At 39.3% G+C, this 12,934-nt stretch carries 10 protein-coding genes; 5 read left to right on the top strand and 5 right to left on the bottom strand.

The window, feature by feature from the left end:
* Positions 1–34: 34 nt before the first annotated feature.
* Positions 35–754 carry a pyridoxine 5'-phosphate synthase gene (locus tag P0Y49_18455; GenBank protein WEK18763.1) on the bottom strand — a complete coding sequence of 240 codons (720 nt, stop codon included), beginning with the start codon at positions 752–754 and terminating at the stop codon, positions 35–37.
* Positions 755–777: 23 nt separating this feature from the next.
* Here P0Y49_18455 and P0Y49_18450 point away from each other — a divergent pair, with 23 nt between their 5' ends.
* The 3 genes from P0Y49_18450 to P0Y49_18440 all read left to right on the top strand — a co-directional run bounded on the left by P0Y49_18450 (position 778) and on the right by P0Y49_18440 (position 4,402).
* Complete coding sequence (locus P0Y49_18450) at positions 778–2,352, top strand: mechanosensitive ion channel (GenBank protein ID WEK18762.1); 1,575 nt, start codon at positions 778–780, stop codon at positions 2,350–2,352.
* 5 nt (positions 2,353–2,357) lie between these two features.
* The gene (locus P0Y49_18445; GenBank protein ID WEK18761.1) at positions 2,358–3,350 is read left to right on the top strand and encodes a polysaccharide deacetylase; all 993 of its coding nucleotides are present in this window, start codon (positions 2,358–2,360) and stop codon (positions 3,348–3,350) included.
* A gap of 224 nt (positions 3,351–3,574) precedes the next feature.
* Positions 3,575–4,402, top strand: coding sequence for a hypothetical protein (locus tag P0Y49_18440; GenBank protein WEK18760.1), 828 nt, complete (start codon positions 3,575–3,577; stop codon positions 4,400–4,402).
* A 391-nt stretch (positions 4,403–4,793) separates the two neighbouring features.
* Here P0Y49_18440 and ahcY read toward each other — a convergent pair whose 3' ends face one another.
* Positions 4,794–6,110, bottom strand: coding sequence for an adenosylhomocysteinase (gene ahcY, locus P0Y49_18435; protein WEK18759.1), 1,317 nt, complete (start codon positions 6,108–6,110; stop codon positions 4,794–4,796).
* A gap of 250 nt (positions 6,111–6,360) precedes the next feature.
* On the opposite strand from ahcY, the gene P0Y49_18430 reads away from it, so the two are divergent.
* Together P0Y49_18430 and ltrA are read left to right on the top strand one after the other, a co-directional pair.
* The gene (locus tag P0Y49_18430) at positions 6,361–6,771 is read left to right on the top strand and encodes a BrxA/BrxB family bacilliredoxin (GenBank protein ID WEK18758.1); all 411 of its coding nucleotides are present in this window, start codon (positions 6,361–6,363) and stop codon (positions 6,769–6,771) included.
* Between the two features lie 634 nt (positions 6,772–7,405).
* Positions 7,406–8,680: a group II intron reverse transcriptase/maturase gene (gene ltrA / locus P0Y49_18425; GenBank protein WEK18757.1), complete on the top strand. Its 1,275-nt coding sequence runs from the start codon at positions 7,406–7,408 to the stop codon at positions 8,678–8,680.
* A 70-nt stretch (positions 8,681–8,750) separates the two neighbouring features.
* Here the strand turns inward: ltrA and P0Y49_18420 are convergent, their stop codons facing one another.
* From P0Y49_18420 to folP, 3 genes are all read right to left on the bottom strand, one after another.
* Entirely contained in the window at positions 8,751–11,114 is a 2,364-nt protein-coding gene (locus P0Y49_18420; protein ID WEK18756.1) for an ATP-binding protein, read from the bottom strand.
* A gap of 58 nt (positions 11,115–11,172) precedes the next feature.
* Entirely contained in the window at positions 11,173–11,964 is a 792-nt protein-coding gene (cdaA, locus tag P0Y49_18415; GenBank protein ID WEK18755.1) for a diadenylate cyclase CdaA, read from the bottom strand.
* Positions 11,965–12,035: 71 nt separating this feature from the next.
* The gene (gene folP, locus P0Y49_18410; GenBank protein ID WEK18754.1) at positions 12,036–12,893 is read right to left on the bottom strand and encodes a dihydropteroate synthase; all 858 of its coding nucleotides are present in this window, start codon (positions 12,891–12,893) and stop codon (positions 12,036–12,038) included.
* Positions 12,894–12,934 lie beyond the last annotated feature (41 nt).

Raw genomic sequence — 12,934 nt, 5'->3', positions numbered from 1 at the left:
CTTCAGTCAAAAAGACTTCATAAACTTTTAAGCATTAATGCTTCAACTGCTGTAAATACATTTGTATGGTGTTTTCAAGGCCTAAGTAGAGTGCATCACAGATCAATGCATGACCAATACTGACTTCAAGTAAGCCGGGAACGCTTTGAGCAAAATATTTCAGATTGTGGAGATCGAGATCGTGACCGGCATTAATACCTAATCCAAGTTCATTCGCTTTATGAGCGGCTGCGACATAAGGTAGGACGGCTTTTTCTCTATTGTCGTAATAATTATGTGCATAAGCTTCTGTATATAGCTCAATTCTATCAGTTCCGGTTAATACAGCAGCCTCAACCATTTCTACAACCGGATCAACAAATATAGATACCCTTATGCCGGCTGATTTAAAGAGGCCGACCATTTCCTTTAAATAAGCTGCGTGTTTAATGGTGTCCCAACCATGATTGGAGGTGAGTTGTCCGTCTGCATCAGGCACCAAGGTCACCTGGGCTGGTTTATTTGCCAAAACCAGTTCTACAAATTTGTGCTCTCTGCAGTTCCCTTCAATATTAAACTCTGTTGCAATCACAGCTTTTAAATCGAAAACATCTTGATAACGAATGTGTCTTTCATCGGGGCGTGGGTGTACTGTGATTCCTTCGGCGCCAAAACGTTCACAATCTAAAGCTACTTTTACAAGGTCCGGATTATTACCACCCCGGCTATTGCGAAGCGTAGCTATTTTGTTGATATTTACTGATAGATGTGCCATGCACAAATATAAAAGAAATAACCATGTCAATACGATCTCTATTTGTTTTTATAGCCTTTATCAGCATTTGCAACATCACAAGCGCTCAAGAAGCCAAAACTGTTTTTAAAGGGTATCCTGTTATTGCACATTCCGATACCTTGTTCTTTGTTAAAAATAAGCTTGGTCCTTTGTCGGCAACTGAAAGGGCTGAAAGAACCTCTGCAAAGATAACAGCGTTGGCCGAAGATCTACTTTTTGTGCCTGATTCGTTAATCACCGAAAAAGATTCAACACTGATTGATATTGTCTATAAGGGAAATGTACTGTTGAGTTTATCCAAAGCGGATGCTGATTCGGTAAAGATGGATAGGGAGATAATGGCTACAGCCTATCAGGACATTATCCTCAATAATATTAAAATCTATAAAAAGGAGACTGATGTTTCTCAGCTATTAAAGCGGGCAGGATTAGGTTTGCTGATCATTGCCATTATGATCATGTGCATTTATTTCCTTAATAAGTATTCAAACCGATTCAATGCCTGGTTGCGTGTAAAACTTCATCAAAAGATTGCGGGCCTGAAGATTAAAAATTATGAGTTAATTAACTCTAAAAATGAACTGTGGCTGATTCGAAAGTTATTGAATGTGATTAAGGTCGTCGTTATATTTATTCTTGTTTATCTTACCCTTCCCGTATTATTCCGACTTTTTCCCTGGACTAAACCCTGGAGTGACAGTCTGATCGATTTTGTGTTAAATCCTTTAAAAAATATATCTAGCGGGATCATCGACTTTATCCCTAATTTAATAACCATAGCAATAATTTTTCTTGTTTTTCACTATATAAAGAAGGGTATCAAATTTTTCTCTAATGAGATTGCTACCGAGCGGTTAAAGATCAATGGATTTTATCCAGATTGGGCCAAGCCTACTTATAACATTGTGAAGATCATATTAAATGCATTTATGATTGTGGTGATCTGGCCGTTTATTCCAGGTTCAAATTCTGAAATATTTAAAGGTGTCTCTGTATTTTTGGGGGTACTGATCTCATTTGGGTCTTCATCTGCCATTAGTAATGGCGTTGCTGGAATGGTCATTACCTATATGCGGCCATTTAAGATTGGCGATGTGGTAAAGATTGGAGAAACTATCGGGGCTATTCAAGAAAAATCGCTGTTGGTAACCCGTGTTTTAACGGTTAAAAATGAGGTGATCACTATTCCTAATAGTGCAATATTAACCGGTAATACGATAAATTACAGTAGTCTGGCTGCAGAGGAAGGCTTAATTATTCATACTACAGTAACGTTGGGCTATGATATTCCTTGGGCTACAGCGCATGAATTGTTGATCAAAGCTGCTTTGGCTTCGGAGGGAGTAGTTAAAGAAAAAGAGCCTTTTGTGTTGCAAACAGGACTGGAAGATTGGTATGTATCTTACCAATTGAATGCTTATATCCGTAACCCTAAACAGATGCCTGTTATTTATTCCGAAATTCATAGAAATATTCATATTGCATTTGATGCCGCGGGTGTCGAGATTATGTCGCCGCATTACCAGGCCATCAGAGATGGAAATGCCAGCACAGTTGTCAATCCAGAAAAGTCATAAACAAAATGGAAACCCTTAGCCATAAAATAGTAAGCCTAGGTGGCATTGTTGGCTTATTTTTTTTCTTAACGGTACCAGCTGTTGCGCAGGTAACTGTTGCAAATTATACCAAGTATTTTGCTGCAGTCAAATATGAAAATAAGACGCAGTTGGTTTTGCGTAAGTTTAAAAGAGATGATGTTGATTCTTTTTTGATTGTTGACCCCAATGAACTGACAACAGAAATAATTCCAGCTGATCGGGTAAGTCCAAAAGCATTAACCTGGCAGGAGGTGCTTCGTTACTTTAACGATTCCCCGTATGCCAAAACAATAAATGATGCCTCGCAATTATCCGGGAGTTTGCAAGATGCAGGGATTATACATGGGTTTCCTAAAGAAAAGGGGATCACTTTGACAATTGATCTTTGTCCTTCACACAAACCACTTGATAAGATTATTTTTACTTCATTAATCACTGAATTTCAGCGAACTGAAAAACCGGTTCCTCTGGCGATATCCATTACAGGAAGATGGATGCTTACCCACAGTAGTGATTTGAAGTGGTTAAAAGAGCTTGTGCATTCGGGAGACATTGTTGTTACCTGGGTAAATCATTCTTACAATCATCGGGTAAGTGCCAAAGCCCCACTCAAAACTAACTTTCTATTGGAACCGGGTACTGATCTAAATTTTGAAATACTGGGAACAGAAATCGCAATGATGCAACAAGGATTGCTGCCTTCTGTCTTTTTTCGTTTTCCAGGTTTGGTCTCTGATCAGCAAGTTGTCGCTAAATTGCTTTCTTATGGAATTATTCCGGTAGGTAGTGATGCCTGGTTGGCAAAAGGACAGGCGGCCAATTCTGGTAGTATTGTTTTAATTCATGGGAATGGAAACGAACCTGTGGGCGTTAAAGACTTTATTCAGTTATTGAAAAATAAGCAGGGAGCGGTTAAAGGTAAACAGTGGTTATTATACGATTTAAGTGAAAGTATCGAAGACGAGTTTGAGAAATAGTTTTAATCCACCCTTTGTCAGCTTAGAATGCCATACTGCAAAACAGCGTCAAATAAATGTCGGTATGGATTGAAGAAAAAAATAAAAACAAAGAAACTTAGCTGATGTTAATGAAGAAGTATTTTTGAGGTTCTATGTCAAAAAGATCCTTGCGACAATATTTTCATGGATTACAGCTTCCATATTATTCATGAGAAATAGATACACATCAATACGGAATCATCATGAAAAAAATTACATTTTCCCTGATCTTTGTCACATGCTTATCGAGTACTGTTTTTGCCCAGATTAGTCCTCCGGGACTTGGTAGAGTACAGGCAGCATCCTGGTTTGTCATTGCGTTAAGACAAGGATTGGACAGTGCAAATAAAAAACAATCGGTAACCTACTTGGGGATTGGGAGAACCAGTGAGCCCACAGGAGATGGTAATCCCTTTAAAAAACAAGCCATATTTGTGCTTAATCAGGAGTTTTACAATCATTACAGTAAAAATTGGCAATACTCTTATGCTTTGAGTTACCGCAGACAGAATCAATATGAAGACATCCCTCCTTATGACAAAGCTTCGCCAAGTATTGAGCAGGAATTCCGGGTGTATGGTCGATATTCTTATTTATTGAGTAGCCCCCGCTTTAAATGGGTTAATACGCTTAGACAGGAGTTTAGGAAATTTTTTGATCCTAATTTTAATAAAGTTGAAGAGAACTTTCAATTGAGGACGCGGTTCAAGACACAGCTTACGGCCAATGTAGATGAAAAGAAAGTGCATCGTATCATTAGCAGTGCAGAAGCTTTGTTTTCGGTTAGCAAAGATAATTTTCCCGAAAAATCATGGGGTAAATTTGGATACAGGGAAGCTCGTTTTTGCTTATATTACTCAGTAGCTCCTACAAAGGGGCCCTTTGTATTTGACGTTGGGTATATGAACGATTTACTAGGTAAAGGCTCCAGTATACATGATGCGCATTACATTGCGCTGGATATTATATGGGAAAATCCTTTTGGTAAGATCAAACTAAAAAAGAATCCTGCAAATGACCAACTCGATTAAGCAATTTTAGCTAAGTGTAAACGTGCTACTTTCTCATCTAAATAGTTATTGAAAAATAAGCAGGCAACGAAAGGCAAACAGTGGTTGTTGTACGATTTAAGTGAAAGTATAGAAGACGAGTGTGAGAAATAGTTTTTCTTTCTAGTTAGTGGTGGAAATGTCCTTATCTACTCAAAACCAATGGAATGAATAAAAAATCTGAATGTTAGCTTTATGGCCAGAAATCTGCTTCAAAAGAAAAAGCATGTTGAAGATGATGTGTTTTCTAAGACTGTTGGAATTGCTTTAAATGCTAGTTTTTAATCCTTAAATAGTTTAAATGAAAAAGGGATGCAATCATAAAATTGCATCCCTTTTCTATTTTTAAGAGATTTTGTATCTGTTGTTAGGATTAGTATCTGTAAGCTTCCGGTTTAAACGGACCTTCAACAGGAACACCAATGTAATCAGCTTGGTGTTGATCTAAAACATCAAGTTCTACACCAATTTTAGCTAAGTGTAAACGGGCTACTTTCTCATCTAAATATTTAGGAAGAACATATACTTTGTTTTCATATTTATCTGTGTTAGTCCAAAGCTCTAATTGAGCTAAGGTCTGGTTAGTAAATGAGTTAGACATTACAAAGCTAGGGTGACCAGTTGCACAGCCTAAGTTTACCAAACGACCTTCAGCCAATAAAATGATGTCCTTGCCATCAATCGTATATTTATCAACCTGAGGTTTGATTTCTACTTTAGTATCACCATAGTTTTTGTTTAACCAAGCTACGTCAATCTCATTGTCGAAGTGACCAATGTTACAAACGATCGCTTTATCTTTCATGGTTTTGAAGTGCTCAGCACGAACGATATCACAGTTACCTGTTGTTGTTACAATGATATCAGCTTCTTTTACTGCTGTAGCGAATTTTTTAACTTCATAACCTTCCATTGCAGCTTGTAAAGCACAAATCGGATCAATTTCTGAAACGATTACACGTACACCTTGTGAACTCAATGATTCGGCAGAACCTTTACCCACATCACCGTAACCGGCAACAACAGCAACTTTACCAGCCATCATTACGTCAGTTGCACGACGGATCGCGTCAACTAAGGACTCACGGCAGCCGTATTTATTATCAAATTTAGATTTAGTAACCGAATCGTTTACATTGATTGCAGGTAAATGCAAAGTGCCATTTTTCATGCGCTCATATAAACGGTGTACACCTGTTGTGGTCTCTTCAGATAAACCTTTGATCTCTGCAATCAGTTCAGGGAACCTGTCGAATACCATATTGGTCAAATCACCACCATCATCTAAGATCATGTTTAGTGGTTGACGCTCAGGACCGAAATGTAAAGTTTGTTCGATACACCAGTCAAAGCTCTCTTCATCTAAACCTTTCCAGGCATAAACCTGGATACCTGCAGCAGCAATAGCAGCAGCAGCGTGGTCTTGGGTTGAGAAAATGTTGCAAGATGACCAGGTCACTTCAGCACCAAGCTCTACTAATGTTTCAATTAAAACCGCAGTCTGGATGGTCATGTGTAAGCATCCTGCAATGCGGGCACCTTTTAAAGGTTTTGATGGTCCGAATTCTTCACGTAATGACATTAAGCCTGGCATTTCTGCCTCTGCCAATCCGATCTCTTTGCGGCCCCATTCTGCCAGTGAAATGTCCTTAACTTTGTAAGGAACGTAAGTTGTCTCTACTGATGACATATTGTTTTTGTTTAAATGAAGTGCAAATCTACAGCATTCCTTTATCAATAACAAAAAAGCATTATTGTAGTGCATGATGTTGACATTGAGGCTATAAATGGAGGAAGCCACCCTAATTACTGTGGCTTGTTTTAAGCAAAGTAATTTAATGGTAAAAACTATCTTCCTAAAGTGTTAAACCTTTGATGCTAACTGCAAGTGCTGTACATTTGTGTGTTCAAATAGAAATTGTAAAAAGTATTTTAAGCATATGTATCCAGAATATTTAGTAGAACCAATGCGTGCAGAACTTACCAAAGTAGGTTTTGAAGAGTTAAAAACGGCAGAAGATGTTGATAACGCTATCAGTGTCGAAGGAACTGTATTTGTTGTTGTGAACTCTGTATGCGGTTGTGCCGCTGCAAATGCGCGTCCTGCTGCAAGGTTAGCTGCAGCTAATGAAAAACATCCTGATAAATTGGTGACTGTTTTTGCAGGTATGGAAAAAGAAGCAGTAGATAGAGCTAGAGGTTATATGATGCCTTTTCCTCCTTCATCACCAGCTATGGCTTTATTTAAAGATGGTAAGTTGGTTCACATGATCGAGCGCCATCAGATTGAAGGCCGTCCGGCACAAATGATTGCAGATAGCTTGATCGGTGCATTTGATCAGTATTGCTAATCGTTTAAACGAAAAATCTTAATAAATGGGTGATCTGAAAGATTGCCCATTTTTATTTGTGCGCCGGGCATGGCGATCAACTCTAGGGTGTAAGTCCCGAGCCCACTTTGCAGTAGGAAGGGTTAGCCAATAGCAAGGGTGTCGCGGGTGACTGCGAATCTGAAGGAAGCTGGTGGCAAATATGGGGGCCTACGTACAGAAACTGTATATAAGGCGGGTTGATGTGGGTGATGTTGCAAAACAAACAGAAGCCCTATGCTGCACAGAACATCAACACGTAAATACAGAGGTCACATCCATAGAAAGTTGACCGCCTTACCCCGGGAGATCTGTCTATAGACTGTCAAAGGTATGCGCGAGTACCGGCGAAGAAACAATAATCAGAATAACAATGGTTACTTGGGATAGGCAGAAGTCAGCAGAAGTCGTAGTACTGTTTTTTTTAACAGGAAGGACTGAATGTTAGAATGGCAAAGGAATCAAAACGTTTATGGCGAAACGTTCACAACTGAAACACGTAAGAGAACTGCCTGCGGGAGTATAGGCCGGAAGCTGAAAGTAAAACGCAGGAGGAGTTGAGTCTAGCTATGCAACTAATGAGCACAATGCCTGGAATTAGTTTTTTTTTAGTAGTATGCTTGAAGAAATATTAGACATCCGAAATGTACAAAAAGCCTTTCGGCAGGTTACTGCCAATAAGGGTGCTGGGGGTATTGATGGTATGCAGACCGATGAACTTCGTGACTACCTCAATATCCACTGGCAAGCATTAAAGAGTGATATTTTAGCGGGTAATTATCGACCACAATCTGTACTTAAGGTAGAAATACCCAAAACGGGCGGTGGAACGAGAATTTTGGGCATCCCAACGGTAATCGACAGGCTGTTGCAACAGGCGATCTCTCAATGGTTGAGTCCTAAGTACGAGGGCGATTTTTCAGCAAACAGTTATGGGTTTCGCCCGGGTCGCAGTGCACATCAGGCGGTATTTCAGGGGCAGGTAAACCTCAATGCGGGTTATACCTGGGTTGTAGAAGTGGACTTGGAAAAGTTCTTTGATACGGTCAACCACGACAAGCCTATGAGCCTGTTATGGGTTAAGATCAAGGATAGGGGGACCTTAAAGCTTATTCGTGCTTACCTAAGTGGCGGTATGATGGATAATGGACTGGTTAGCCCCAGAAGAGAGGGTACGCCGCAAGGTAGTCCTTTGAGCCCTTTATTATCAAACATTATTCTGAATGAGCTAGATCAAATTCTGGAAGACCGGGGCCACCGTTTTGTACGTTACGCAGATGACTGTAGTATTTATGTGCGGAGCAGAAAATCGGCCTTCCGTGTTATGGCGGTTATGACAGGCTATTTGGAAGATAAGTTGAAACTCAAGGTCAACCGGGAGAAGAGCAAAGTAAGCCGACCATCTGGTAGCACGCTTTTAGGCTTTTCCTTTTATGGCTCCAAACAAGGATGGCAGATCCGGGTTGCGTCCAAATCTCTGAAAACGATAAAACAGAAGATAAGGGAACAAACCCAACGGAACCATTCGATTGCTACTAGTGAACGAATTTATAGACTAGAAAAGGTCATACGGGGCTGGGTAAATTACTTTTCTATAGCCAAAGCCAAAAATCAGTTACTTAGATTAGACGAAATGGTCCGTGTAAGGTTAAGAATGATCATTTGGAAACAGTGGAAGAAAGTATATACCCGTATTGGGAACCTAATTAAGTTGGGTATTTCAAGGGACAAAGCTTATGAATGGGCAAACAGTCGAAAATCTTATTGCAGAATTGCTCACAGCCCAATACTATGTCGGGTGCTAGACAATGCATACTTTACAAAGCTAAAGTATACGGGCTTTACCAACTACTATTACTGGAAAACTGAATACCAGAAGAAATTATTCTAACAAACCGCCGTATGCCGAACGGCACGTACGGTGGTGTAGGAGGACAGATAGCTAAATAATAGCTATCTTCCTACCTAATTGCGGATATATGATGTAAAACCTTTCTGTACAACTCATCAGGTAAAAATGGCTTGATCACGATATCATCAATACCGGCCTCAGCGACATTCAATTCTATCTCCTCAGGCAAGTTGGCTGTAAGTGCGATAATAGGTATAGTAATCCCATTCTGACGCATTTTGGCACTCGATTTATAACCATCCATTATTGGCATATGTAAATCCATCAATACTAGCTGATGTTTGTTCGCATCTAGTCTGTCTAAGGCTTCCTGCCCATTTAGTGCAACATCTATGGTTGCCCCCCAACGTTCCAGATATCTTTGTGCTACAAGCACATTCATCAAATTATCTTCTACTAATAAAATATGAATACCGGTAAGTAGCTGGTCGCTTTCATTTGGTGATTGCTCCAACTTTTTGTGCCCCAATGTTTTTACACTCTTCTCAAAAGTCTGTACAAAATAAAAGGTAGATCCTTTGCCCTCGTAACTCACCAGGTTTAATGATGATTTTTGAAGTTCTAAGATCCGCTTGCAGATAGATAATCCCAAGCCGGTTCCTCCAAATCCTCTGGATGTAGAAGAGTCGGCTTGAGTGAATCTTTCAAAAATAAGCTGCTGTTTTTCCTTTGAAATGCCTATCCCTGTATCTTTAACTTCAATATTTAGTGTTATGGAGTCATCTGTTTGCGCAATGACCTTTACGCCAACCTGTACAGAGCCATGGTTTGTAAATTTTATGGCATTGTGCACCAGATTGGTGATCACCTGTGATAGGCGGGTTGGATCGCCTAGTAATTTGTTCTTTAAAGCCTGATCAACATTTAATGTTAGGCCAATCCCCTTATCATGTGCTGCTCCTTGTAGCCCTGAAACAATATTCGCTGCAATAGAAGCTACATCCATTTCAATGTGTTCAAAGGAAACTTTTCCTGCTTCAATTTTATTTAGATCCAGGATGTCATTGACTATAGACAATAGATTATTTGCAGAGAAAAGCATCACATCCAGTTGCTCTTTTTGATCGTTTCTTGGTGTGTTTTTTAAGAGCAGGTGACTCATCCCAATAACTGCATTTAATGGGGTTCTGATCTCATGACTCATGGTGCTTAAAAACTCACTTTTTGCTTTTAAGCCTTGTTCCGCTTCAGCTCTGGCCTTTTTCAGTTCAAATGAAACCCTGTGCGAAAGTATGAGGGACTGAAGAAAGAAAAAGCTGATGTAGAAAAGAAAGCTAAGCAATTGAAATGCTGGGATAAAAGACCAGTAGTGGAGCAGTGATACCGCAAAAACCGGCATCAGCGCAAAGGAGCTCATCAAGGTGTAAATCGCTCCTGGTCTTTTCCTCACATAGGCCAATATGTATACATAAGGTACATAGATCAGGCAAAATAACATTACCCCAAGGAAGGGGTTCATTAACTGGGTAAAATAAAACGGAGGTAGACAAAGTACGGCTAAAGAAAAACCAAAACAAAGCAAGCACATAGCCTTTATAATGCCCATGTTGACCTCAGCAGGGTAAAGGTAACGTGTGTATAAGGAAAATAATCCTATTGCTAAAAACAGACTTAAATACTCAAGGCGTACCGTTAAGTACCAGTTTAGATTAGGTAAAATCGTATGAAGTACATAATTGTCTATTCCGATAATTCTGTAGCTATAAACTATAGAAAATAGGGCGAATAATAAGATAGCTTTATCTCTGTTACCCATTAAATAAAGGCCTAAAAAGAAAAAACCACCCATTATGAGACAGCCGGTTAGCAATAAATCGATGGCCTCTGACTGCTTTCTTTTTAAAATAAGATATTCTTTGTTCCCAATCCATATGGCCTTTTTAATGCCGCCCTTACTATGGGTAAAGTTTGCTATTTGCAGTAATAAGGTTACAGAATCGACATTTCTAGGCAACTCTATTGTTTTATACTCCCAATAGGGGACAAAGTCTTTGGCTGTAGTACTAACATGTCCATTCGATGCAGTGAGATGTCCATTGACAAATAATCGATAGGCGCTGTAAACATCAGGCATTGCCATCCTCAAGGGGGCGTCAGTTTTAGGCAATAAAACTGTCAGCTTGTAAGTCGCAAAACCTTTTGACGGAAAACTCTTTCCGTTTATTTTGTCTGTCCACTTAAAAGGAAATGTAATGAGCTTTCCAGGATGGAGATTAGATTCGTCAGGCATTAAAAGCCGATTCCAATAGAATACCCATTCGCCATTAAGTGCAATTTTATGATCTAATGATTGATTACGAAGGTCTATAATGCCCTTTTTAGCAACAGGAATTGTTGCTTTGTCTTGTGCAAAATTAGAATTTATGAAGCAACAAAGTAGGAGTAGGGTGCTATATATATACTTTTTTATCAATTAACGATTTTAATTTTGGCGCTAAGATATGGTAATTAAGAAGTTAATAGCAAGGAAATTAAAAATCCTTATTGAGTAATTTTTCAAGCTCTCCAAACGAAACATTCATTCTAACTCTTCCTTGTTTAGCATAGGCTATTTCCCCCGTCTCTTCAGATATTATGACAGCAACGGCGTCAGTAGTTTCCGATACACCTATGCCAGCGCGGTGGCGTAATCCAAATTGTGGAGGTAGTTTATCGTTATCGGTCAAAGGAAGAATGCAGCTCGCACTTTTAATCTTGTTCTCGGCAATAACAACTGCGCCGTCATGAAGAGGACTGTATTTTTGGAAAATACTCTCCAGCAAGCGTTTTGATATTTTAGAGTCGATCACTTCGCAGCTATTGGCAAAAAGCTGGTCGTCGTAAAATTTGACAAATACAATTAATGCCCCTGTTCTAGACTTTTTCATGCTTTTGCACGCATCAATAATGGGTTTAATCCTGATCAGATTATTTTGCTCAATATTTTTGCTGCCAAACAAATATCCCCACCATGCCTTGTTTTGTTGTAAAAAGGTATTCTTTCCTATCAGCAGCAGGAAGCGGCGTATCTCAGGCTGAAAAATTACAATCAATGCAATAATCCCAACGCTCATAAATTGGTTGAGGATATTGGATAGCAGATTCATGTGAAGGGCATCTACGATCCAATGTATTACCAATATAATCACCATGCCCAGTAAAAGGTTTACTGCCAATGTATTTTTAATGAGATTATAAATGTAATATATGATAAGTGCGACAAGAATTATATCTACTGCATCTGTAACGGTAATCTTTAAGAAATCGAATTCTAGTGTTTTCAATGTGTTTAGTTATTGTTTTGCAAAATCTGCATGAGCTTCATTACCGCCAAGTTAGGAAATTTTTAGCCATATTATTGCTGCTGTGTCTTTTCAACCAAAGCGATGCACTCTGCAGCCGCTTTTACATCATGAACACGTAAAATGTTAGCCCCTTTTAATAAGGCGATGGTATTCAGTGTTGTTGTGCCATTTAATGCTTGCTCCGGGCCAGTACCCAAAAATTTATAAATCATGGACTTTCTCGAAAGCCCTATAAGAACGGGAAGCTCAAAAAGATTGAAGTCCTCCAAACGCCGCAATAATTCATAATTTTGATCAAGTGTTTTGGCAAAGCCGAAACCAGGGTCAAGGATGATGTCTTTTACCCCTAATTTTTTGAGCTTTTCAACCTTGTCAGAGAAATAACCAGTTATTTCCAGCACCATGTTATGATAGTTAATGCTTTTTTGCATGGTTTGAGGTGTTCCTTTCATATGCATCATGATGTAGGGCACGTTTAAATCCGCCACAGTTTCAAACATAGCCTCGTCCATCTTGCCGGCTGCAATGTCGTTTATGATATGTGCACCGGCTTTAACTGCTGCCTGGGCAACTTTGGCTCGAAAAGTATCTATCGAAAGCAAGGCTTCTGGAAACGCCTTAATAATAGCCTCAACAGCTGGAACAATTCTGTCTATTTCCTGCCCTTCACTAACTTCGGCAGCACCTGGTCTTGATGAATATGCGCCAATATCAATAAACCGACCACCTTCATTTATAATGGTTTCGGCACGTAGTAATGCCTGCTCAATAGAACTGATGCGGCTGTTGCTATAAAAAGAATCAGAGGTGAGGTTTAAGATTCCCATTACACAGGGGGTACTTAAATCAACCAGTTTACCTTTTAGGTTTAGTGTGGTCTTTCGGTTTAAAAATGTATCTTTAGCCATTGTTTTGATACAAACTTAGATAAAAAAGGTTTCGTATTGAA

The organism is Candidatus Pedobacter colombiensis, assembly GCA_029202485.1.
Taxonomy (GTDB): domain Bacteria; phylum Bacteroidota; class Bacteroidia; order Sphingobacteriales; family Sphingobacteriaceae; genus Pedobacter; species Pedobacter colombiensis.
This window is presented reverse-complemented; position numbering and strand designations above follow the sequence as displayed.

Coding starts and splice junctions, on each gene's coding strand:
- folP (WEK18754.1), bottom strand. CDS start 12,893: ATGGCTAAAGATACATTTTTAAACCGAAAGACCACACTAAACCTAAAA.
- P0Y49_18440 (WEK18760.1), top strand. CDS start 3,575: ATGAAAAAAATTACATTTTCCCTGATCTTTGTCACATGCTTATCGAGT.
- ahcY (WEK18759.1), bottom strand. CDS start 6,110: ATGTCATCAGTAGAGACAACTTACGTTCCTTACAAAGTTAAGGACATT.
- P0Y49_18450 (WEK18762.1), top strand. CDS start 778: ATGTCAATACGATCTCTATTTGTTTTTATAGCCTTTATCAGCATTTGC.
- P0Y49_18455 (WEK18763.1), bottom strand. CDS start 754: ATGGCACATCTATCAGTAAATATCAACAAAATAGCTACGCTTCGCAAT.
- P0Y49_18445 (WEK18761.1), top strand. CDS start 2,358: ATGGAAACCCTTAGCCATAAAATAGTAAGCCTAGGTGGCATTGTTGGC.
- P0Y49_18430 (WEK18758.1), top strand. CDS start 6,361: ATGTATCCAGAATATTTAGTAGAACCAATGCGTGCAGAACTTACCAAA.
- ltrA (WEK18757.1), top strand. CDS start 7,406: ATGCTTGAAGAAATATTAGACATCCGAAATGTACAAAAAGCCTTTCGG.